We start from the raw sequence: 21,143 nt of genomic DNA on the forward strand, positions 1-21,143 counted from the left end.
GGTCGCTGCTTCATCGCAACACTCCTTCCGCCAGGCGGTCATAGTGTGTTGCATCGATCGGTTGAATCCGCCGCAGCGAGCCGTCATTCCTCGTTGTCACGAACCCTTCAATAGCCCCACGGCTGTCGCTACCGCCAACGCCTTCGCCTGGGAAGGTTGCCTGGCATCGAACGTGCATCAGTTGTGCATCCGCATCCCCAGGAGCCCGTGATGTCGCCCTCGCTGAAGAACAAGATCCTGCAGGTGTTCGAGGAGCCGGGTTGTGACAAGAACCAGGGCAAGAGCGAGAAGGAGCGCAAGAAGGGGTGCACCAAGCAGCTCACGCCGGGCGCGGCCGCGGGCGGATGTGCGTTCGACGGCGCGAAGATCGCGCTGCAGCCCATCGTCGACGTGGCCCACCTGGTGCACGGGCCGATCGCCTGCGAAGGCAACAGCTGGGACAACAGGCACAGCGCCAGCAGCGGCTCGCAGATGTACCGCACCGGCTTCACCACCGACATCAACGAGCTCGATGTCATCTATGGCGGCGAGAAGCGCCTGTTCAAGGCGATCCGCGAGATCATCGAGCGCCATGATCCGCCGGCCGTGTTCGTCTACCAGACCTGCGTCACCGCACTTATCGGTGACGACATCGAGGCGGTCTGCGCCCGCGCGGCCGAGAAGTTCGGCAAGCCGGTGATTCCGGTCAACGCGCCGGGCTTTGCCGGGCCGAAGAACCTGGGCAACAAGCTGGGCGCCGAGAGCGTGCTGGACTACGTGATCGGCACCGAGGAGCCCACCACCACCACGCCCTTCGACATCAACATCATCGGCGAGTACAACCTGTCGGGCGAGCTGTGGCAGGTCAAGCCGCTGCTCGACGCGCTGGGCGTGCGCGTGCTGTCGTGCATTGCCGGCGACGGCCGCTACCACGAGATCGCCACCGCCCATCGCGCGCGCGCCAACATGATGGTGTGCAGCAAGTCGATGATCAACATCGCCACCCGCATGCAGGAGCGCTGGGGCATCCCGTACTTCGAGGGCAGCTTCTACGGCATCGCCGACATGAGCACCACGCTGCGCGAGATCGCGCGGCTGCTGGTGGAGCGCGGCGCGCCGGCCGACCTGAAGGAGCGCACCGAGGCGCTGATCGCGGTGGAAGAGGCACGCGCCTGGGAACGCATCCGCGCCTACCGCGAGCGCCTGGCGGGCAAGAAGGTGCTGCTGATCACCGGCGGCGTGAAGAGCTGGAGCGTGGTCAGCGCGCTGCAGGAGGCCGGCCTGGAAGTGGTGGGCACCTCGGTGAAGAAGTCCACCCGCGAGGACAAGGAGAAGATCAAGGCCATCATGGGCGACGAGGCCGATGCGCACATGATCGACGACATGACCCCGCGCCAGATGTACGCGATGCTGCGCGAAGCGAAGGCCGACATCATGCTCAGCGGCGGCCGCAGCCAGTTCGTCGCGCTCAAGGCCCGCATGCCCTGGATGGACATCAACCAGGAGCGCCACCACGCCTTTGCCGGCTACGAGGGCATGGTGACGATGATTGCCGAGATCGACAAGGCGCTGTTCAACCCGATCTGGGACCAGGTGCGCGCGCCCGCGCCCTGGGACGCCGCCGACAGCCTGCTGCGCGAACAGGATGCGGCCCAGCTGGCGGCCGAAGCCGCTGCCGGCTGAGCCTCAGCGCGCGGCCCAGGCCAGCTCGCCGCTGGCGGCCGCGCTGGCGCCCAGCGCCTGAGGTTCGAGGCGGAAGACCTGCATCGTCTGCAGCAGGCGCGCGCCCTGCTGACGCAGGCTGTCGGCGGCGGCCGAGCTTTCCTCGACCAGCGCGGCGTTGCGCTGGGTGACCTCGTCGAGCTGCTCCATCGCCTGATGGACCTGGCTGATGCCGCGGAACTGTTCGTCGTTGGACTGGCCCATCTGCTGGATCAGCGTGGCCATCTCGCGCACCTGGCCGACGATGTCGCCCATCGCGCCACCGGCCTCGCCCACCAGGGCAGAGCCGGCCTCGACCCGCTCGACACTGGTCAGGATCAGGCCCTTGATCTCGCGTGCGGCGTCAGCGCTGCGCTGCGCCAGCGTGCGCACCTCGGACGCCACCACCGCAAAGCCGCGGCCCTGCTCGCCCGCACGGGCGGCTTCGACCGCCGCATTGAGCGCCAGGATGTTGGTCTGGAAGGCGATGCCGTCGATCACGCCGATGATGTCGTGGATGCGGCGCGAACTGGCGGTGATCTCGCCCATGGTCTGCACCACGCGGGCGACCACCTCGCCGCCGCGCTCGGCCGAGTCGCTGGCGGTGCGTGCCAGGGACGAGGCCTGCTGGGCGGTGGCGTTCGTGCCCTGCAGCGCGTGGGTGATCTGCTCCATCGCGGCAGCGGTCTGCTGCAGGTTCGAGGCCTGTTCCTCGGTGCGCTGCGACAGCTCCACACTGCCCACGGCCACCTGCGACGAGCCGGTGGCGATGGCCTCCGAGGCCTGCCGCACCTGGCCGACGATGCCCGCCAGGCTGCCCTGCATCGTCACCAGCGAACCCAGCACGCTGCCCTCCCTGGCGGCCGCGGCGCCCTGGACCGAACCCAGGTCGCCCTCGGCCACGCGCCGTGCGGCGCCGCTCAGCGCCTGGGGCTCGGCGCCCAGCATGCCCAGCAGCCAGCGGGTCAGCGACCAGCCGGCGAACAGCGCGATGGCCACGGCCACCAGGCCGGTGGTCACCAGGATGTTGCGGTTGAGGTGGAAGTCCGCCTCGGCCACGTCGACCTGCTGGCGCGAGCGGTCGTCCAGGTACTGCAGGTAGGCGTCGCCTTCGCGTTGCATGGCCGCCAGCAGCGGGCGGCAGTCGGCATTCATGCGCTGGATCGCGGCCGCGCGGTCGCCGGCCATGGCCTTGGCCACGATGTCCTGGGCCACCGGACCGTACTGGGCCTCACGCGCTTCCAGCGCCTTGAACAGTGCACGCTCGCGGTCCGCCACATCGGCGTGCTCGGCCAGTTGGGTGCGCAGGGACTGCAGCGCGTGCTTCAGCTTCTCGCTGGCGGCCTGCACCGCGCGCAGTTCCTGGGCGCGATCCTCGGCCGACTCGACCAGCACCAGGTTGCGGGCGGCGATCGCCCGCGCGCCGGTGGCGTCCACCACGTCGGCGGCGTTCTGCACACGGGCGCCGGACTGCTCGACGTGCACCGCCAACTGGTCGTGGCTGTCGGCCAGCTCGTAGATGGCCAGGAAGGCGACCGCGGCCACCAGGGCGGCCAGGGTGCCAAAGGCCAGGGTCAGGCGAGCCTTCAGGGACAGGGATTCGATCGGCATCGTGGGTCTCTCAACGTGTTGTCCGGGCCATGCTGTGTGGTGTGCGCACCCGTCCCCACCGGCCCGTGGGGGACTGGCGGGATGTTCGACCCGCTGCGCGTGGACCTAAGGGGAGAAAAGGCCTGCTTTCAGCAGGGTTGATTTGTCGCAAACCTGCCATTCCCGGCCGACGGTGCCGGGGCCGCTGGGCTAAGTCCTTGATTCTTTAGGCTCCTCCGGCTTGGCACCGATCCTGCGAAGGCCCTGTCGAATCCCCCGTCCAGGAGCCTGCGGCCATGGCCCATGTCAGCGACAGCAAGAAGGCGTGTGCGGTCAATCCGCTCAAGATGAGCGCGCCGCTGGGCGCCAGCTACGCCTTCCTGGGTCTGCAGTCATGCATGCCGGTGATGCATGGCTCACAGGGCTGTACCTCGTTCGGCCTGGTGCTGCTGGTGCGCCACTTCAAGGAGGCGATCCCGCTGCAGACCACGGCGATGAACGAGGTCACCACCATCATGGGCGGCTACGAGAACATCGAGAAGGCGCTGCTCAACATCCGCAGCCGGGCGAAGCCGGCGCTGATCGCGATCTGCTCCACCGGCCTGACCGAGACCAAGGGCGACGATGTGCCGGCCTTCATCACGCTCGCCCGTCAGAAACACCCGGAGCTGGCCGACACGGCGATCGTCTATGTCAGCACGCCCGATTACGTGGGTGCCTTCCAGGATGGCTGGGCGATCGCCGTCAAGGGCCTGGTCGAGCAACTGGCCGAGCCGGTGGCCACGAAGGTGGCACAGCGCGTGGCCCTGCTGCCCGGCTGCCACCTGACGCCCGCTGACCTGGAGGAGCTGCGCGAGATCGTCGAGAGCTTCGGCCTGGAGGTGTTGATCGCGCCGGATGTCTCGGGCTCGCTCGATGGCCACATCCCTGAGGACTGGCTGGGCACCACGCTGGGCGGCACGCCGCTGGATGAACTGCGTGCGCTGGGCAGCGCCAGCGCCTGCATCGCCGTGGGCGAGCAGATGCGCCCGGCGGCCGAGGCGCTGCAGCAGCGCTGCGGCGTGCCCTACCGGCTGTTCAACCGGCTGACCGGGCTGGCGGCCTGCGACGAGTTGCTGATGCACCTGTCGGCCCTCAGCGGCCAGCCGGTGCCGGCCAGGTGGCGGCGCCAGCGCAGCCAGCTGGTCGATGCGATGCTGGACGGCCACTTCCATTTCGGCCACCAGCGCGTGGCCATCGCCGCCGAGCCCGACCTGCTGTGGGCGCTGGGGCACTTCATCACCGAGATGGGGGCCGAGCTGTCGGTGGCCGTCACCACCACCCAGAGCCCGCTGCTGGCCCAACTGCCCTGCAACGAGGTGGTGATCGGCGACCTGGAAGACTTCGAGCTGGCCGCCAAGGTCGCCGACGCCGACCTGCTGATCAGCCACTCGCACGGTCGCCAGGCCGCCGAGCGCCTGGGCAAGCCGCTGTACCGCGCCGGTCTGCCGCTGTTCGACCGCATCGGCAACGCGCATGTGCTGAGCGTGGGCTACCGCGGCACGCGCAACCTGGTCTATGCGCTGGGCAACCAGTTCATCGACCAGATCCCGCACCACGGCCCCAACGACTGGCCGCTGGGCCCGGCCGCCCGCGCGGCCGCCCGGGGTGACGCCAGCCCCGCCACCGCGCCGGCCATCGCGGCCGCCAGTTTCTGAACCGCCACCCAAGGAGCCCGCCATGAAGGTTGCCTTCGCCACCCAGGACCAGCAGCGTGTCGACGCCCATTTCGGCTGGGCCAAGCACATCGCCATCTACGACGTGCAGCCCGAGGGCTTCAGCTTCGTCCAGGACGTCCATTTCGGCGAGGACCTGGCCGAGGATGGCAACGAGGACAAGCTCGCGCCCAAGCTCGAGGCCATCCACGACTGCGCCATCCTCTACGTGGCGGCGATTGGCGGCAGTGGCGCGGCGCGCGTGGTGGCGCTGAAGATCCACCCGATCAAGGTGCCGCAGCCCGAGCCCATCCTGGACATCCTGGAGAAGCTGCAGGAGGTGCTCAAGGGCACCCCGCCGCCCTGGCTGCGCAAGGCCCTGGCCAAGGGCCAGCCGGTCACCCACGACTTCGACGACGAGTGAACACCCCATGAGCGACACCCCCACCGCCGACGCCCCGGTCCTCTCCGACGAGGACTGGCTGCAGGACGGCTTCATCCGCGAGCTGATCAAGCAGCTGCGCGCCCAGGACACCCACGGCACCTGGGAGGGCAAGAGCGACCTGCAGCTGCTCGAGCCCTACATCCTGAGTGCCGAGCAGCGCCGCGCGCTGCCGATGATGGGCGACCCCGACCCGGAAACGCTGTGGCGGCTGGACCTGTTCCACAACGCCATCGGCCTGTCGATCGAGAAGGCCACCGGCTGCATGGTCAGCCCGATGATGAAGATGAGCCACGAAGGCTTCGGCCGCGCCATCCTCACCACCGGCCGGCTGATCGTCGTCAACCGCTACCTGCGCGACGTGCACCGCTTCGGCTACCCCAGCCTGGCCAAGCTGGCCGAGGCCGGCAACAAGCTGGTCAGCGAGGGTGTCGGCATGGTCGAAAAGTACCGCGAGGTGGCCACCTATGGCTGATCTGGACCAACTCAAGGCCGACGTCAAGAAGGCCAACGCCAAGGCCACGCAGGCCAAGATGGACCTGCATGACCTGTCGGAGGAGCTGCCCACCAACTGGCAGTCGATCATGAACGTGGCCCAGGTGGCCTTTGATGCGCACGCCGCGCTGGTGCGGGCCCGCGAGGCCCTGGCCCAGGCGCAGGCGGCGGCGTGAGGAGCATGGCATGAGCACATTCAGCGTCACGCTGCCCAGTGGCGCCGCCTGGACGCCCACCTTCGTGCAGTCGATCAACGAGGACAAGTGCATCGGCTGCGGCCGCTGCTTCCGCGTGTGTCCGCGCGGCGTGCTGGAGCTGGTCGGCCTGGACGAGGACGGCGAGCGCGTGCACGTGGACCTCGACGGCGACGACGACGAGGAGTACGAGAAGAAGGTCATGACCATCGCCCATGGCGAGCAGTGCATCGGCTGCACCGCCTGCGCGAAGATCTGCCCGAAGAAGTGCTACACCCACGCCGCGGCGCAGGTCTGAGCATGGGCCGCGTCATGCCCCCCTGGCCAGTGCTGCGCGAGGACTTTGCCGCCCGCCGGGCGCGGCGCGAGGACGAGGTGCAGGACGTGCGCGCGCTGCTGCTGGAGCATGCCGACCCCGCGGCCGGCCCACCCGAGTGGGTCGAGGCGGCTGCCACCGCGGTGGCCGTGGCCTGCCTGGGTGACAACCACCTGTGGCAGGACCTGCTGCTCGACGACCGGCAGCAGCTCAATGCCCTGCTGCGCCATTGGTTCCCGTCGCTGGTGGCTGCCAATGCGGGCGACATGAAGTGGAAGAAGTTCCTCTACCGCGCGCTGTGCGAGCGCGCCGAGGTCCTGATCTGCAAGTCGCCCAGCTGCGACATCTGCAGCGACCGGCCGCTGTGCTTCGAGGCGCCCGACACCACGCACTGAGTGCCGACGAAAAAACGCCCCGTCCAGCGGGGCGAAGCATGGACCCGGGAAGGGTCTGCGGAGTGGAGAGGGACCCGGCGGAATCAGCCGCGCGGCGCGTCGGTGCTGACGGCGGCCATCGGCACCGCGGCCAGCTGGGCCAGCACCGCGTCATCGTACTGACGGTCGGCGACCTGGCCGATGCCGGCCAGCAGCGTGAAGGTGATCGCGGCCGACAGGGCCAGGAAGCCCGCGCGTGCCGAGGTGCTGCTGGCCTGGAACTCGGTGGTCGGGGCGGTCATCACGGCGGTGGTGCGGGTGGCTTGCATGGCGTTCTCCTGGGGGGTGGCGGGTGTCGATGGGATGGACTGTAGGCACCGCGCCCACCCGCCGCCAGCGGCAGGCGACGGACCGCCAGAACGCGCGACGAAGCGCGGCCCGCGTGGATGAACGGCAGGCTCAGCCCGCGGCGGCGGCCGCGTCGCGCTGGGCGCGGGCGCGTTCGATGGCCGGCATCGAGGCCTCGATCCAGTCGGCCAGCTCATGCACATGGCCGGCCACCTGCATCCCCAGCCGGGTCAGCCGGTAGTCCACGTGCGGCGGCACCACCGGGTGGGCGGTGCGCTCGACGAAGCCGTCGCCTTCCAGGCCCTGCAGGGTCTGGGCCAGCATCTTCTCGCTGACGCCGCCGATCTCGCGACGCAGCTCGCTGAAGCGGCGCCGCTCGCCCGAGCGCAGCGCCACCAGCACCAGCACGCCCCAGCGACTGGTGACGTGCTGCAGCACCTGACGCGACGGGCACTCGGCGGCGAACAGGTCGCCGCGACGGGCAGCAGGGATGCGGGCCATGGGTACTTACCTTTTTGTATGTACTTACGATTAGTGAGTGTAAACGGCATGATCCATCCCGTCATCCCTTCACTGTTCCCGCTTCAAGGAGATTTCCATGTACGCCGTCACCGGTGCCAATGGCCAGCTCGGCCGCCTCGTCATCCGTCAACTGATCGCCCGCGGCGTGCCGCCCGCGCAGATCGCCGCGCTGGTGCGCCGACCGGCCCAGGCCGCCGACCTGGCCGCGCTGGGCGTGGCGCTGCGCGAGGCCGATTACGACCGCCCCGATACGCTGGCTGCCGCACTGGCCGGTGTCGATCGCCTGCTGCTGATCTCCTCCAGCGAGGTGGGCCGCCGCGCACCGCAGCACCAGGCGGTGATCGACGCCGCGCGGGCTGCCGGCGTGGGCTTCCTGGCCTACACCAGCCTGCTGCATGCCGACCGCTCGCCGCTGGGTCTGGCCGCCGAGCATGTGACCACCGAGGCAGCGCTGCGCGCCAGCGGCCTGCCGCACGCCCTCCTGCGCCACGGCTGGTACACCGAGAACTACCTGGCCAGCCTGCCGCCCGCGCTGCAGCACGGCGCCTTCATCGGCGCGGCGGGCGAGGGCCGCATCTCGTCGGCCACGCGTCAGGACTACGCCGAGGCCGACGCGGCGGTGCTGCTGGCGCCGCCCGCCAGCGGTACGGTGCTGGAGCTGGCCGGCGACGAGGCCTACACGCTGGCGGAGTTCGCCGCCGAACTGGGCCGGCAGAGCGGCCGCAGCCTGCCCTACGTGAACCTGCCGCAGGCCGAGTTCGAGGCCGCGCTGGCTGGCGCCGGCCTGCCGGCACCGCTGGCCGCGCTGCTGGCCGACTCCGATGCCGGTGCGGCGCAGGGCGCGCTGTTCGACGGCGGCCGGGCGCTGAGCGCGCTGATCCAGCGGCCAACCACGCCGCTGGCCCAGGCGATGGCCGCTGCCTTGCGCTGAACGACGCACGGCCCGCATACTGGGCCGATGCGCCGCCGTACTCTGCTCAGTGCCCTCGCCTGCACCACCACCGCCACCGCCGGCTGGGCGGCGGACCCGCCGTCGGCCGATCTGGCCGGCGACGTGGACATCGTCGCCGAGGTGCTGACCACGCTGCACCCGGGCGCGCTGCGCTACCACGATGCGGGCAGCCTGGCGGCGGTGCTGCAGCAACTGCGCCGCGCCTTCACCGCGCCCGAGGCCGATGACGGGGCCCGCTACCTGGCGCTGGCCGGGGCGCTGGCCACGCTGCGCTGCGGCCACAGTTTCGCCAACCCGGCCAACCAGTCCCGGCGGGTGGCCCAGGCGCTGTTCGATCGGCCCACGCGGCTGCCGCTGCGTTTTCGCTGGCTGGACGGCCAGATGGTGGTGCTGCCCTCACCGCTGCAGCCGGACGTCGCGCCGGGCAGCGTGATCGAGGCGATTGACGGCCTCGCGCCCGACGACTGGTGGCGCCGCCTGGCCCCGCTGGCGCGGGTCGACGGCCACAACCTGGGCAAGGCGCGGCGTCAGCTCTCGCTGGAAGAGGTGGATGGCCAGTGGCCGCTGTTCGACGTGCTGCAGGGCCTGCTGATCGGCGGCCCCGCCAGCGGCGCCTGGCGGCTGCAACTGCGCACGCCGCAAGGGCGGCAGACGACCGTGGAGCTGCCGGCCTGGTCCGGTGAGCAGCGCCGCGCCCAGGCCCGCGCGCTGGCGCCCGCACAGGGCGCCACGCCCTGGTCCTGGACCGTGCGGCCCGATGGCGTGGTGCTGCTGCGCATGCCCACCTGGGCGGTCTACAACAGCCGCTGGGACTGGCAGGGCTGGCTCAATGAGCGGCTTGACGAGCTGGCCGCCGACCGCGCCGTGCGCGGCCTGGTGATCGACCTGCGCGGCAACGAAGGCGGCCTGGACTGCGGCCACCCGGTGATCGAGCGCCTGGCGCGCGCACCCAGCCTGCTGCCGCAGCGCCGTTTGGTGCGCTACCGCCGCACACCGGCCCACCTGAACCCGGTGCTCGACACCTGGGACGACAGCTTCCGTGACTGGGGCGAGGCGGCCCGGCCGGTGGATGAGCGCTTTCTGGCGCTGCCGCCGGGCCCGACCACGGTGCAGCCCCGCGGCGCGCGCCTCACGCAGCCGCTGGCGGTGCTGGTGGACGCCTCCAACAGCTCGGCCACCTTCGGCTTCGCGCAGCGGGTGCGCCAGGACCGCTTGGGCCTGCTGGTGGGCGAGCCCACCGGGGGCAACCTGCGCGGCATCAACGGCGGGGCCTTCTTCTTCGTGCGGCTGCCCGCCTCGGGCCTGAGCTTCGACCTGCCGCTGATCGGCTACTACCCGCCCGAGGGCGCGCCGCTGCCCGAGGACGCCGGTCTGCAGCCCGACCACCGGGTGACCCCCTCGCTCGCCGACATCGCCGCCGGTCGCGACGTGGTGCTGGAGCGCGCGCTGGCGCTGCTGAAGCAGGCGTGAAAAAGCCCCGACCAGCGGGGCGAAGGGGTGGGCCGGCGAGGCCCTGCCAGCGAGGAACGTGTCAGCTGCGGACCGCGGTGCTCGCGTGGGCAGCCTGGGCGGTCAGCTGGGTGCCGCCGGCCTGGGCCAGCAGGGCCTGGTCGAACTGGCGGTCGGCGACCTGGCCGACGCTGTAGAGCAGCGTGAAGGTGATGGCCATCGCCAGGGCCGCGAAGCCGGCGCGGGCCGGGGCGGTGGTGGCGCGGAATTCGGTGGTCTGGGCGGTGGTGGTCATGGCGGGCTCCGTGGTCAGTGCGTTGTCGATGGGATGCACTGTAGGCAGCCGCCCCGCGCACCGCCATCGTCTGGCGACGGATTGCCTGGGCGGGCGGACAGTCGGCATCCAGCGCCGATGAAGGGTGGGCGCTGCGGTCGCCGCGTCTTCCTCCCGGGTCGCTGCAGTGGCGCCGCGGGCCGGACTGAGTCGGGGCTCGCCGCCCAGCGGCGCACGGGTGTGGCCGGCACACGCCGTGTGCCCTGCAGCGGCCCTGGTGGCGGCGCGCCCACGGCGCGGAGGTGCCGCAGCGCCAGCGTTCTCGGCGGCCCAGACGCAAAAAAGCCCCGACGAGCGGGGCGAAGGAGTGGGCCGGTGAAGCCCCCCGAGTGATGATCGTCTCAGCCGCGCACAGCGCCGTCGGCCTGGGCCGCCAGCTGGGTGCTGCCGGCCTGGGCCAGCAGGGCCTGGTCGAACTGGCGGTCGGCGACCTGGCCAACGCTGTAGAGCAGCGTGAAGGTGATGGCCATCGCCAGGGCCGCGAAACCGGCGCGGGCCGGGGCGGTGGTGGCGCGGAATTCAGTGGTCTGGGCGGTTGTGGTCATGGCGGGCTCCGGGGTCAGTGCGTTGTCGATGGAGTGCACTGTAGGGAGCCGCCCCGCCCGCCGCCATCGGCGGGCGACGAACTGCAGGAATCGGGCGACGAACCGACACCCGCCCGGATGCGCGGTCAGCGCCGCGGCGTCAACCGGTACTCGTGCTGGGCGTCGCGCAGCACCAGCGCGGCCGGGCGCGTGCTGTCGTCGCGCACGAACTCGATGCCACCCAGGCCGGGGTCGATGGTGTTGTAGCTCTCGCTGCCATCGGCGTTGCGCCGCCAGGCCATCTGGCTGCGCCAGTCACGCGCCAGGAACTCGACCCGGTCGCCGCGCTGGGCCACCCGGATCGTGCCCAGTGCCGGATGGTGGTAGGTCGCGGCCAGCGCGCGGCGGGCGGCGGCCGGCACCGGCAGCGTGTACAGCTCCTTGAACTTGGCCAGCTCGGCGCGGTGGTTGGCCACCGACACGCGCAGCTGCTCATCGGCCTCGGGCCGGCCATCGAAGACCACCTCCAGGAACTTGCGCAGCAGCGGGCCGCGCAGCAGCACGCCGGCATCCGAGTTGGTCAGGATGGTCAGCCCCATCTGGTGCTCGGGCAGCCAGATCATGTTGGAGTGAAAGCCCAGCATGTCGCCACCGTGCGACGCGATCGGGATGCCGTACTGGCGGTTGATGAACAGGCCCAGGCCGTAATGCACGTCCTCGCCCACCATCACCTGCGGCTGGTAGCGCGCGGCCCAGTTGGTCTCGCTGATCAGCGGCCGCCCGTCGGGCGTGCGGCCCTTGTTCAGCTCCATCAGCACCCAGCGCGAGAAGTCGTTCGGGCTGGTCCAGACCGCGCCGGCCGGCCGCGCCGGGATGATGGTGCGGTTCAGGCCCATGTCGGCCACGCGGGTGACGCCGTCGATGTCGTCGCCGTGCGGGCTGGCGTGGTTGCCGGCCAGGGCCTGGGCGTAGTCGAAGGTGGTGCGGGTCATGCCCAGCGGCTGGAACAGGCGCTGACGCATCTGGCGGTCATAGGCGGCGCCCACCTCCTTGCCAGGTTCGAGTGCGGCGGCAGCGATGTAGCCGCCCGCGGCCACCATCAGGTTGCTGTACTGGAAGACCTCGCCGAAGCGGCTGGTGGGCTTCATCTGCGCCAGCTGCTCGAAGGTGGTGGCCGCGGGCGCCTTGGCGTCGGAGAACAGCCAGTCCAGGTCCTGGCGCGGCAAGCCGGTGCAGGCGCAGACCAGGTGGCGCACCTCAACCTGCCGGGTGGTGTCGGCGTCGGCCAGGCGGAAACGCGGAAACACCTCCTGCGCGGGCTGGTCCCAGCGCAGCCGGCCGGCGTCCACCGCCTGGGCCATCAGCGCGCTGGTCATGCTCTTGGTGTTGGAGGCGGCCATGAACAGCGTGTCGCCGTCCACCGGCTCGGGCCGGCCCAGACGGCGCACGCCCAGGCCGCCGGCCCAGGCCACGCGGCCCTGGTCGATGAAGCTCAGGCCCACGCCGGGCACCTGCAGCTCGCGCATGCCGCGTTCGACGAAGGCCTTGAGCTGCTCGATGCGTTCCGGCGTCAGCGGCTTGGGCGTGCGGCCGGCAAAGCGCTCGCGCTCGTAGCCCTTGGGCCGCAGGCTGCCGATGAACAGGCTGATCGGCGAACTGCGCTTCTCGAGGGTGGCCTGCGAGCCCTCCAGCAGCACCACCAGCCAGCCCTCGCCCTGCACCGGCCGCCGCGCCGTGGCCTGCACCGCCAGCTTCTCGTTGGGCGAGGTCTGGTAATCGAAGACCTGGATGTCGGTCCAGCCGTTGCGCGGCGCACGCGCCGTGCTCAGCTCCAGCGTGCGGCTGAAGCCCGGCTTCACCCGCGCCCAGGCCTGGGCCACGGCATCGGCGGCGTCCTTGGCCTGCGGCAGGTCGACCAGGGTGACGCGCAGGTCGCCCTCGGGCGCGGTGGCGCTGAGCAGGGCGCCGTCGGCCTTCATCGCAAAGGCCTCGGGCGGGGTGTAGCTGTGGCCGGCCGCGGTGGTGTCGGCCCAGGCCGAGGCGCTCAGGGCCAGGGTGAGGGCGGTGGCGATCAGGGTACGGCGCATGGGGTCCTTCCAGGTCGTGCGGTGATCCAGATGCTACGGGAGCCTGAACGCAAAACGCCCCGGCAGGGCCGGGGCGATTCGTGGGGGGAGCGGGCGACGCGCGCTCAGACCTTGGCGGCGGGCACGGCGCTGGCGGCCAGTTGCACGGGGGTGGCCTGGGCCTGGGCCAGCCAGGCGGCGTCGTACTGGCGGTCGGCGACGCGGCCGACGCTGGCCAGCAGGCTCAGGCTGATCACCACGGCCAGGGCCAGGAAGCTGGCGCGGGCCGAAACGCTGGAGGCTTGGAAGGCGGGGGTGGTCATGGCGGGCTCCTGGGTCAGTGCGGTGTCGATGGGATGCACTGTAGGGAGCACCGCCGGCGGCGCCCAGCGGGATGCGACGAAGCGCCGATTTCGGGGGCTGACCGGCGCGGCCGCCGGATGGACGGCCGCGCCGCCGGCCTCACTTCTTGCCGCTGCGCAGCGTGGCCAGCGCGGCCTGGGTCTCGTTCCAGAGGTCCATGCCCACGTTGGCGGCGATGCTGGCGTTGACGCGGGTGAGCTTGTCGCGCATGCGGGCGGCCTCGGCGGGGGTCAGCTCGTTGATCTGCATGCCCTTGGCCTTGAGTTCATCCAGGGCCTTGGCGGCCTCGGCGCGGGTGTCCTGGCGCTCGAAGTCGCGGCTCTTCTTCGCAGCGTCCATCAGCACCTTCTGCTCGTCCTTGCTCAGGCCGTCCCACCACTTCTTGCTGACCAGCACGATCCAGGGGCTGTAGACGTGGTTGGTCACGGTGAGGTACTTCTGCACCTCGTAGAACTTGCTGGAGAGGATGGTGTTGTAGGGGTTCTCCTGGCCGTCCACCGCCTTGGTTTCCAGCGCCGAGAACAGCTCCGAGAAGGGCAGCGGCACCGCATTGGCGCCCAGGGTCTTGAAGCTCTCGAGGAAGACGTTGTTCTGCATCACGCGCAGCTTGATGCCGTCCAGGTCTTCCAGCTTGGCCACCGCGCGCTTGTTGTTGGTGAGGTTGCGGAAACCGTTCTCCCAGTACACCAGGCCCACCAGGCCCTTGTCCTGCAGCTTGTCCTTGACCTTGCTGCCGATCGGGCCGTCGAGCAGCGCGTCGGCCTCCTTGGCGTTGTTGACCAGGAAGGGCGTGTCCCACAGCGCCATTTCCTTGGTGATGCCCACCAGCGTGGCGGTGGAGCCCACCATCATTTCCTGGGCGCCGCCGATCAGGGCCTGCTGCATCTGGGTGTCCGGGCCGAGCGCGGCGGCGCCGACGGCGCGCACCTTCATCTTGCCGCCCGAGGCCTTTTCTACCTCCTCGGCAAACAGCTTGACCGCGCGGCCCTGGTTGGACTGCTCGTTCAGGCCGTAGCCGAAGCGGATCAGGCGCGGCTTGATGTCCTGGGCCTGGGCGGCCAGCGGGGTGAGGGCGGCCAGCGCGAGCGTGGCGATCAGGGTGCGGCGAAGGGTCATGGTTGTCTCCAAGGGGAACAGGGCAGGGCGGAACAGGAAGGCGTCAGCGCAGCCAGCGCACCGGCGCGGTGACGAACTCGGGGAACACGGTGAACAGCGTGAGGATGGCCAGGTAGACCACCAGGAAAGGGTTGACGCCCTTGATCACCTCGTCCAGGCGCAGCCGGCCGACGCCGGCCACGACGTTCAGCACCGTGCCCACCGGCGGCGTGATCAGGCCGATCGCGCCATTGAGCACGAACATCAGGCCGAAGTAGACCGGGTCGATGCCGGCCTTCACCGCGATCGGCAGCATCACCGGGGCGAAGATGAGGATCGTGGGCGTCAGGTCCAGCGCGGTGCCGATCAGCACCAGCACGATCATCATCACCGCCATCAGCAGGCGCGGATGATCGACCAGCGGACCCAGCAGACCGCTCAGCGTGTTGGGCAGGTCGGCCAGCGTGACCATGTAGCTGGCCACCTGGGCGCCGGCGCACAGGAACATCACGATGGCGGTGGTCTTGGCGGCGCGGGTCAGCACGCCGTACAGGTCGGCCAGGCCCATTTCGCGGTGCACCGCGAAGGCGATCACCAGGGCGTAGAAGGCGGCCACCACCGCGGCCTCGGTGGGCGTGAAGACGCCGCTCTTCATGCCGCCGATGATGATCAGCGGCATCAGCAGTGCCCAGAAGGCGCGGGCGCTGGTGCGCAGGCGCTCGCCCATGGGCATCGGTGCATCGGCCTGGACGTTCATGCCGCGCAGCTGCCACAGCCAGGCGAGCACCAGGCCCAGGCCCATGATCAGGCCCGGCACGATGCCCGACAGGAACAGCGAGGAGATCGAGGTGTTGGTGGTGACGCCGTAGATCACGAAGGGCATCGACGGCGGGATGATCGGCGCGATGATGCCGCCCGAGGCCATCAGCCCGGCCGAGGTGCCCATCGGGTAGCCCTGGCTGCGCATCATCGGCAGCAGGATGGTGGCCAGCGCGGCGGTGTCGGCCAGCGCCGAGCCGCTCATGCTGGCCATCAGGATGGCGGCGCCAATGGTGACGAAGCCCAGGCCGCCGCGCACATGGCCCAGCCAGGCGCGGGCCATGTCGATGATGCGCCGGCTGATGCCGCCGGCGTTCATCAGCTCGCCGGCCAGGATGAAGAAGGGCACGGCCAGCAGCGGGAAGCTGTCGATGCCCGCCACCAGGTTCTGCGCCAGCAGCTGGGTGTCCCAGAAGTCGAGCAGCCAGGCCATCGAGGCGCCGGTCAGCACCAGCGCGAAGGCCATGGGCACGCCGATGCCCATCAGCGCCAGCATCGCCACCACGAACAGCAGCGCGATCGTTCCCTGGCCCATCATTCCACCTCCGATTCGTGGCCCAGCGCGACCGGCTGACCCACCAGCAGCTGGCGCAGCGCCATCACGCCGATCGCCGCGGCGCTGAGAAGCGCGGGCAGCGGCAGCAACGCCGTGGGGTAGCCCATCACCACGCTGGTGCTGTCCCAGCCCACCACCACCTGCTGCCAGGCGCCCCAGCCCAGCAGCGCGCACGACAGCACGACCAGCGCATGGATGCCGCGCGAGACCCAGCGCAGCGCCAGCGGCCGGCCGGCCAGCGGCGCGAGCAGCGCGGTGAAGGCCATGTGTTCGCCCAGCGGATAGGCGGCGGTGGCGCCGATGAAGACCATCCAGACGAAGAGCAGGCGCGAGAGTTCCTCGCTGGCGGCGATGCCGCTGCCAAAGCCGTAGCGCAGCACCACGTTGACGAAGACGGCAGCGGCCATCACCGCCAGGCAGGCGGCCATGGCGGCCTCGGCCCAGCGCTGCGGCGCGGCGCGGGTGGGGGTGTCAGCAGACATCGTGGGATTCCTTCATCCAGGTCAGCACCTGCTCGCGCAGCGTGGCCAGCGGCAGGGTGGCGTCCAGGCTGACCACGCCGGGCTCGCCCGACGGGTCTTCCAGCGTGGCGAACTGGCTGTCGACCAGGCTCGCCGGGAACAGGTGATCGGGGCGGGCGGCCACGCGGGCGCGGGCCTCGTCCAGGCTCAGCCGCAGGTGCACGAAGCCCAGGCCGGGCGAGGCGGCGCGCAGCTGATCGCGGTAGGCGCGCTTCAGGGCCGAGCAGGTCAGCACCGCGCCTTGCGGCCGCTCGGCCAGCTGCGCGCCCAGCGTGGCCAGCCAGCCGGCGCGGTCGGCGTCGGTCAGCGGCTGGCCGGCGCGCATCTTGGCCTGGTTGGCCGCGGGGTGGTGGTCGTCGCCCTCCACCAGCGGCCAGCCCAGCGCGTCGGCCAGTGCGCGGCCCAGGCTGGACTTGCCGCAGCCGGAGACGCCCATGACAACCAGGTTCGACATTTGGATAGCGCTGTCCCGTTGATCTGAAAAAATCGGCCGCCCGATGGGCCGCCGCGGTCCCCGCCGCGCCGTGGCACACTCGGCGCGCTTGAATCGGGGATTGGATAGCGCTATCCTAAACCCGTTGGCAGCACCGCCGAAATCAGGGTAAACACTCAATGACCGCCCCTTCCCGCAAACGCGCCACCGGCCGGCCGACGCTGGCCGATGTGGCCGCCGCCGCAGGCGTGAGCCCGATCACCGCCTCGCGTGCGCTGCGTGCCACCCGGGGCGTGGACGAACAGCTCAGCGCCCGCGTGCGCGAGGCCGCCGAGGCGCTGGGCTATGTGCCCGACCCGGCCGCGCGCGCGCTGGCCTCGGCGCACAGCTCGCAGGTGGCGGTGCTGATCCCGTTGCTGTCCAACGCGCTGTTCGTCGACCTGCTCGAAGGCGTGCAGCGTGTGCTGCGCCCGGCCGGGCTGCAGACGCTGATCGGCGTCACCCACTACCAACCCGCCGAGGAAGAGGCGCTGCTGCGCAGCTACCTGGCGCATCGTCCGGCCGGCCTGCTGGTCACCGGCTTCGACCGCACGGCGGCGGCGCGCGGCCTGATCGAGCGCAGCCGCGTGCCCTGCGTGCACCTGATGGAGACCCAGGCCGCGGGCGAGGCCTACGCGGTGGGCCTGTCGCAGGACGCCGCTGGTGCGGCGATGACCGAGCACCTGCTGGCGCGCGGCCGCCGCCGCGTGGCCTTCGTCGGCGCGCAGCTCGACCCGCGCGTACTGCAGCGCCTGGCCGGCTACCGCCGCGTGCTGCAGGCGCATGGCCTGCACGACCCCGGGCTGGAACTGCTGGACCCGGCGCCCTCGTCGATCGCGCTGGGCGGTGTGCTGCTGCAGCGCCTGCTGGCGGCGCGGCCGGATGTCGACGCGATCTTCTTCTGCAACGACGACCTGGCCCAGGGCGGTCTGCTGGCGGCGCTGAAGGCCGGCCTGGCGGTGCCGCAGCGGGTGGCCGTGGCCGGCTTCAACGACCTGGCCGGCTCGGACCAGTGGCTGCCGCCGCTGACCACGATCCGCACGCCGCGCGCCGAGATCGGCGAACGCGCCGCGCGCATGCTGCTGGCGCTGCTGCGCGGCGAGGCGGTGGATGCCCGGCAGGTGGACCTGGGTTTCGAGCTGGTGGTGCGCGAGTCCACGTAGCATCGGCCCATGCAAGCCCACCCGCGCCTGGCCGATGCGATGCAGCGCCTGCAGGCGCTGGCGCGGCCCGACCAGCTGGCCGGCATGGCCCGCTTCGGCATGACGGCCGAGCACCGCCTGGGGGCCAGCGTGCCCTCGCTGCGCGCCCTGGGCAAGGACCTGGGCCGCGAGCATGCGCTGGCCCTGGCATTGCACGCCACCGGCGTGCCTGACGCGCAGATCCTGGCCGCCTATGTGGCCGAGCCCCGGCAGTTCACCGTGGCCGAGATGAACGCCTGGGCCGCCCGCTTCATAGCCTGGGACACCTGCGACCAGGCCTGCACCAATGCCTTCGCCCCCAGCCCGCGGGCCTGGGCCCGGGTGCCGGTGTGGGCGGCCGACGAGCGCGAGTTCGTCCGCCGCGCCGGCTTTGCGCTGCTGGCTGCGCTGGCGGTGCATGACAAGCCCGCGCCCGATGAGCGCTTCCTGGCCATGCTGCCGCTGATCGAGGCGCACGCCGATGACGAGCGCAACTTCGTGAAGAAGGCGGTCAACTGGGCGCTGCGCCAGATCGGCAAGCGCCAGCCCACGCTGCTGGGGCCGGCGCTGGACTGCGCCCAGCGCCTGAAGCAGCGCCCCGAGCGCAGCGCGCGCTGGATCGGCAGCGACGCCTTTCGTGAACTGATTCCCCGACTGGAGCGCACCCGATGAAGTCCCTGCACCTGCTGGCGCTGGCCGCACTGTGCGCCACTGCGCACGCCGCGCCGATGCGCTACGAGATCGACCCCGCCCACACCTACCCCAGCTTCGAGGCCGACCACATGGGCCTGTCCGTCTGGCGCGGCAAGTTCAACCGCAGCGAGGGCCTGGTGCTGATGGACCGCGCCGCTGCCAGCGGCAGCGTGGACCTGATCGTGCACACCGACAGCATCGACTTCGGCCACGATCAGATGAACAGCGTGGCGCGCGGCGACAGCCTCTTCGATGTCGAGCGCCACCCCTTCGCGCGCTACCGCGGCACGCTGGCCGGCTGGCAGGACGGCCAGCCCACCCGCGTGGAGGGCGAGCTGACGCTGCACGGCGTGACCCGCCCACTGGTGCTGGAGATCCGCCGCTTCGCCTGCAAGCCGCACCCGCTGAACAAGCGCGAGCTGTGCGGGGCCGACGCGCTGGCCACGCTGCAGCGCGACGCCTTCGGCATCGACGCCGGCAAGGCCTTCGGTTTCGACATGGCGGTCACACTGCGCATCCAGGTGGAGGCGCTGGCCGAGCGCTGACTCAGCGTGGCACGTAGAAGGTGGTGGCGGCCTCGGCCGGTGCGCCCTCACCCGCCTGCAGGCGCAGCGTGATCGGGTGCGAGCCCGGCGTCAGCTGCTGCGCCGCCTCCATCGGCAGGGCCACCTGCACCGTGTGGTTGACGATGCCCGAGGGCGGCAGCGCGGTGGCGGGCAGCGTGCTCACCACCAGCCCGGGCAGGCCATCGACCGACAGTGTCAGCCTCTGTGCCTGCTCGGTCTGGTTGCTGACCTGCAGCCGGTAGACGTTCTCCAGCCGCCCCTGTTCGTCCCAGCGCGCCAGCGCGGCGCGGTCGCGCACCACGTCCAGGCGCAGCGGCGGGCGGTGCGACAGGCTCCAGGCGAAAACGCCCACCAGCACCGCCATCAACGCGGCGTAGATGAGCACCCGCGGCCGCAGCAGGCGGCGAATCATCTGGCTGCGGCTCCAGTGGCCTTCCAGGCCCGCCTCGGTGGCGTAGCGGATCAGGCCGCGCGGCGCGCCGATGCGGTCCATCACGCTGTCGCAGGCGTCGATGCAGGCGGCGCAGCCGATGCAGGCATTCTGCAGGCCGTTGCGGATGTCGATGCCGGTGGGGCAGACCTGCACGCACAGCGTGCAATCGATGCAGTCGCCCAGGCCGAGTGCGGCGGCATCGGCGGTCTTGGGCCGGGCGCCGCGCGGTTCGCCCCGCGCCACGTCGTAGCCGATGATCAGCGAATCGCGGTCGATCAGCGCGCTCTGGAAGCGGGCGTAGGGGCAGATGTAGGTGCACATCTGCTCGCGCAGGAAGCCGGCGTTGCCATAGGTGGCGGTGCCGTAGAACATCACCCAGAACAGCTCCCAGGGGCCCATCGCGCCGCTCAGCGAGTGCAGCGCCAGCTCACGGATGGGCGTGAAGTAGCCGACGAAGGTGAAGCCGGTCCACAGTGAGAAGCCCAGCCAGGCCGCGTGCTTGCCGCCGCGTCGCCCCAGCTTGTCCAGGCCCCAGCCGCTGTTGTCCAGGCGCAGGCGGGCACTGCGGTCGCCTTCGAAGCGGTGCTCGATCCACAGGAAGATCTCGGTGTAGACCGTCTGCGGGCAGGCATAGCCACACCAGATGCGCCCGGCCACCGCGGTGACGAAGAACAGCCCCAGCGCGCACAGCACCAGCAGCGCGGTCAGGTAGAAGAAGTCCTGCGGGTACAGCAGCAGGCCGAAGACGTGGTAGCGCCCGGCCTCCAGGTCAAAGAGCAGCGCCTGGCGGCCGTTCCACTGCAGCCAGGGCACGCCATAGAAGAACAGCTGGGTGATCCACACCAGCGCGATGCGCCAGCGGGCATACAGGCCGTCGATCGCGCGCGGGTGGATGCGCTCGCGCGGGGCGAGCTGCAGGAGGGGAGCGGGAGGAGGGTTCGGAGACATCAGTGGAGCAGGCCCGCCGCAGGCGGGCCGGACATCAGACAGGGACAGGCGCGCAGCCGCTCAGCCGGCGCGGGCCACGGGCGGTGACACGCGCGCCCAGGCGGCGCGGCCCACCGGCAGCACATCGGCCAGGGTCTGCTGGTCGAGTTCGGCCATGAAGGCCGCCAGGGCGCGGTTGAAGACGCCGGTCAGGCGGCAGCCACCGGTGAGCTTGCAGCCTTCGGGGTGATCGCCCAGGCACTCGACCAGCGCGAAATCGGGCTCGATGCTGCGCACCAGCGCACCCAGGTTGATCTGCTCGGGCGGCAGCGCCAGGCGCATGCCGCCGCCCTTGCCGCGCACCGTCTGCAGCCAGCCGGCCAGGCCCAGCTGGTGGGTGATCTTCATCAGGTGGGCCTGCGACAGCTCGAAGGCCTCGGCCACCTCGGCGATGGTGCACAGGCGGTCGCCGCGCTGCCGGCCCACGTAGATCAGCAAGCGCAGCGAATAGTCGGTCATCTGGGTCAGGCGCATGGC

At 71.0% G+C, this 21,143-nt stretch carries 25 protein-coding genes; 12 read left to right on the plus strand and 13 right to left on the minus strand.

Annotation, left to right across the window (positions count from 1 at the left end; translation table 11 throughout):
• Window positions 1–210 precede the first annotated feature (210 nt).
• Window positions 211–1,662 carry a nitrogenase iron-molybdenum cofactor biosynthesis protein NifE gene (nifE, locus tag KAK07_RS24315; RefSeq protein ID WP_210857205.1) on the plus strand — a complete coding sequence of 484 codons (1,452 nt, stop codon included), beginning with the start codon at window positions 211–213 and terminating at the stop codon, window positions 1,660–1,662.
• Window positions 1,663–1,665: 3 nt separating this feature from the next.
• Here the strand turns inward: nifE and KAK07_RS24320 are convergent, their stop codons facing one another.
• On the minus strand, window positions 1,666–3,291 hold the full coding sequence (locus tag KAK07_RS24320; RefSeq protein ID WP_210857204.1) for a methyl-accepting chemotaxis protein: 1,626 nt from the start codon (window positions 3,289–3,291) through the stop codon (window positions 1,666–1,668).
• 275 nt (window positions 3,292–3,566) lie between these two features.
• Here KAK07_RS24320 and nifN point away from each other — a divergent pair, with 275 nt between their 5' ends.
• From nifN to KAK07_RS24350, 6 genes are read left to right on the plus strand one after another with little or no spacing between them, the layout of a single operon-like run.
• A complete protein-coding gene (gene nifN, locus KAK07_RS24325) occupies window positions 3,567–4,967 on the plus strand; it encodes a nitrogenase iron-molybdenum cofactor biosynthesis protein NifN (protein WP_210857203.1) in 1,401 nt (466 codons plus the stop codon).
• A 22-nt stretch (window positions 4,968–4,989) separates the two neighbouring features.
• Window positions 4,990–5,388, plus strand: a complete 399-nt coding sequence (gene nifX, locus KAK07_RS24330; RefSeq protein ID WP_210857202.1) for a nitrogen fixation protein NifX — start codon at window positions 4,990–4,992, stop codon at window positions 5,386–5,388.
• 7 nt (window positions 5,389–5,395) lie between these two features.
• Complete coding sequence (locus KAK07_RS24335; protein ID WP_210857201.1) at window positions 5,396–5,881, plus strand: NifX-associated nitrogen fixation protein; 486 nt, start codon at window positions 5,396–5,398, stop codon at window positions 5,879–5,881.
• Window positions 5,874–6,077, plus strand: a complete 204-nt coding sequence (locus KAK07_RS24340) for a CCE_0567 family metalloprotein (RefSeq protein WP_210857200.1) — start codon at window positions 5,874–5,876, stop codon at window positions 6,075–6,077. Before KAK07_RS24335 ends, KAK07_RS24340 begins: the two co-directional genes overlap by 8 nt.
• Before the next feature lie 10 nt (window positions 6,078–6,087).
• A complete protein-coding gene (gene fdxB, locus KAK07_RS24345) occupies window positions 6,088–6,393 on the plus strand; it encodes a ferredoxin III, nif-specific (protein WP_210857199.1) in 306 nt (101 codons plus the stop codon).
• 14 nt (window positions 6,394–6,407) lie between these two features.
• Window positions 6,408–6,806, plus strand: a complete 399-nt coding sequence (locus KAK07_RS24350; protein ID WP_210857198.1) for a nitrogen fixation protein NifQ — start codon at window positions 6,408–6,410, stop codon at window positions 6,804–6,806.
• A gap of 83 nt (window positions 6,807–6,889) precedes the next feature.
• Here KAK07_RS24350 and KAK07_RS24355 read toward each other — a convergent pair whose 3' ends face one another.
• Both KAK07_RS24355 and KAK07_RS24360 read right to left on the minus strand, forming a co-directional pair.
• Window positions 6,890–7,114 (minus strand): hypothetical protein, encoded by a 225-nt coding sequence (locus KAK07_RS24355; RefSeq protein WP_210857197.1) that lies wholly within the window; start codon window positions 7,112–7,114, stop codon window positions 6,890–6,892.
• 130 nt (window positions 7,115–7,244) lie between these two features.
• Window positions 7,245–7,634, minus strand: a complete 390-nt coding sequence (locus KAK07_RS24360) for a winged helix-turn-helix transcriptional regulator (protein WP_210857196.1) — start codon at window positions 7,632–7,634, stop codon at window positions 7,245–7,247.
• Window positions 7,635–7,731: 97 nt separating this feature from the next.
• Here KAK07_RS24360 and KAK07_RS24365 point away from each other — a divergent pair, with 97 nt between their 5' ends.
• Together KAK07_RS24365 and KAK07_RS24370 are read left to right on the plus strand one after the other, a co-directional pair.
• On the plus strand, window positions 7,732–8,586 hold the full coding sequence (locus KAK07_RS24365; RefSeq protein ID WP_210857195.1) for an SDR family oxidoreductase: 855 nt from the start codon (window positions 7,732–7,734) through the stop codon (window positions 8,584–8,586).
• A gap of 27 nt (window positions 8,587–8,613) precedes the next feature.
• The gene (locus tag KAK07_RS24370) at window positions 8,614–10,077 is read left to right on the plus strand and encodes a S41 family peptidase (RefSeq protein WP_210857194.1); all 1,464 of its coding nucleotides are present in this window, start codon (window positions 8,614–8,616) and stop codon (window positions 10,075–10,077) included.
• A 61-nt stretch (window positions 10,078–10,138) separates the two neighbouring features.
• Here KAK07_RS24370 and KAK07_RS24375 read toward each other — a convergent pair whose 3' ends face one another.
• The 8 genes from KAK07_RS24375 to KAK07_RS24410 all read right to left on the minus strand — a co-directional run bounded on the left by KAK07_RS24375 (window position 10,139) and on the right by KAK07_RS24410 (window position 16,788).
• Window positions 10,139–10,351, minus strand: a complete 213-nt coding sequence (locus KAK07_RS24375; protein ID WP_210857193.1) for a hypothetical protein — start codon at window positions 10,349–10,351, stop codon at window positions 10,139–10,141.
• Window positions 10,352–10,731: 380 nt separating this feature from the next.
• A complete protein-coding gene (locus KAK07_RS24380) occupies window positions 10,732–10,935 on the minus strand; it encodes a hypothetical protein (protein ID WP_210857192.1) in 204 nt (67 codons plus the stop codon).
• A 125-nt stretch (window positions 10,936–11,060) separates the two neighbouring features.
• Entirely contained in the window at window positions 11,061–13,001 is a 1,941-nt protein-coding gene (locus KAK07_RS24385) for a serine hydrolase domain-containing protein (protein WP_210857191.1), read from the minus strand.
• A 104-nt stretch (window positions 13,002–13,105) separates the two neighbouring features.
• Window positions 13,106–13,303, minus strand: a complete 198-nt coding sequence (locus KAK07_RS24390) for a hypothetical protein (protein WP_210857190.1) — start codon at window positions 13,301–13,303, stop codon at window positions 13,106–13,108.
• A gap of 139 nt (window positions 13,304–13,442) precedes the next feature.
• Window positions 13,443–14,459, minus strand: a complete 1,017-nt coding sequence (locus KAK07_RS24395; RefSeq protein WP_210857189.1) for a TRAP transporter substrate-binding protein — start codon at window positions 14,457–14,459, stop codon at window positions 13,443–13,445.
• Between the two features lie 43 nt (window positions 14,460–14,502).
• The gene (locus KAK07_RS24400; RefSeq protein ID WP_210857209.1) at window positions 14,503–15,792 is read right to left on the minus strand and encodes a TRAP transporter large permease; all 1,290 of its coding nucleotides are present in this window, start codon (window positions 15,790–15,792) and stop codon (window positions 14,503–14,505) included.
• Complete coding sequence (locus tag KAK07_RS24405; RefSeq protein WP_210857188.1) at window positions 15,792–16,295, minus strand: TRAP transporter small permease subunit; 504 nt, start codon at window positions 16,293–16,295, stop codon at window positions 15,792–15,794. The genes KAK07_RS24400 and KAK07_RS24405 overlap by 1 nt, the downstream gene beginning before the upstream one ends.
• Entirely contained in the window at window positions 16,285–16,788 is a 504-nt protein-coding gene (locus KAK07_RS24410; RefSeq protein ID WP_247661392.1) for a gluconokinase, read from the minus strand. Before KAK07_RS24410 ends, KAK07_RS24405 begins: the two co-directional genes overlap by 11 nt.
• Window positions 16,789–16,946: 158 nt before the next feature.
• Here KAK07_RS24410 and gntR point away from each other — a divergent pair, with 158 nt between their 5' ends.
• The 3 genes from gntR to KAK07_RS24425 are packed head-to-tail and all read left to right on the plus strand — an operon-like array spanning window position 16,947 to window position 19,225.
• Window positions 16,947–17,969 carry an HTH-type transcriptional regulator GntR gene (gene gntR, locus KAK07_RS24415; RefSeq protein ID WP_210857187.1) on the plus strand — a complete coding sequence of 341 codons (1,023 nt, stop codon included), beginning with the start codon at window positions 16,947–16,949 and terminating at the stop codon, window positions 17,967–17,969.
• A 9-nt stretch (window positions 17,970–17,978) separates the two neighbouring features.
• Window positions 17,979–18,659, plus strand: a complete 681-nt coding sequence (locus KAK07_RS24420) for a DNA alkylation repair protein (RefSeq protein WP_210857186.1) — start codon at window positions 17,979–17,981, stop codon at window positions 18,657–18,659.
• The gene (locus KAK07_RS24425) at window positions 18,656–19,225 is read left to right on the plus strand and encodes a YceI family protein (protein ID WP_210857185.1); all 570 of its coding nucleotides are present in this window, start codon (window positions 18,656–18,658) and stop codon (window positions 19,223–19,225) included. Before KAK07_RS24420 ends, KAK07_RS24425 begins: the two co-directional genes overlap by 4 nt.
• 1 nt (window position 19,226) lies before the next feature.
• Here the strand turns inward: KAK07_RS24425 and ccoG are convergent, their stop codons facing one another.
• Both ccoG and KAK07_RS24435 read right to left on the minus strand, forming a co-directional pair.
• Window positions 19,227–20,627, minus strand: a complete 1,401-nt coding sequence (ccoG, locus tag KAK07_RS24430) for a cytochrome c oxidase accessory protein CcoG (RefSeq protein ID WP_210857184.1) — start codon at window positions 20,625–20,627, stop codon at window positions 19,227–19,229.
• A 60-nt stretch (window positions 20,628–20,687) separates the two neighbouring features.
• Window positions 20,688–21,140, minus strand: coding sequence for an RrF2 family transcriptional regulator (locus tag KAK07_RS24435; protein WP_210804290.1), 453 nt, complete (start codon window positions 21,138–21,140; stop codon window positions 20,688–20,690).
• Window positions 21,141–21,143 lie beyond the last annotated feature (3 nt).

The sequence above is a fragment of the Ideonella alba genome (assembly GCF_018069875.1).
Classification (GTDB): Bacteria; Pseudomonadota; Gammaproteobacteria; order Burkholderiales; family Burkholderiaceae_C; genus Ideonella; species Ideonella alba.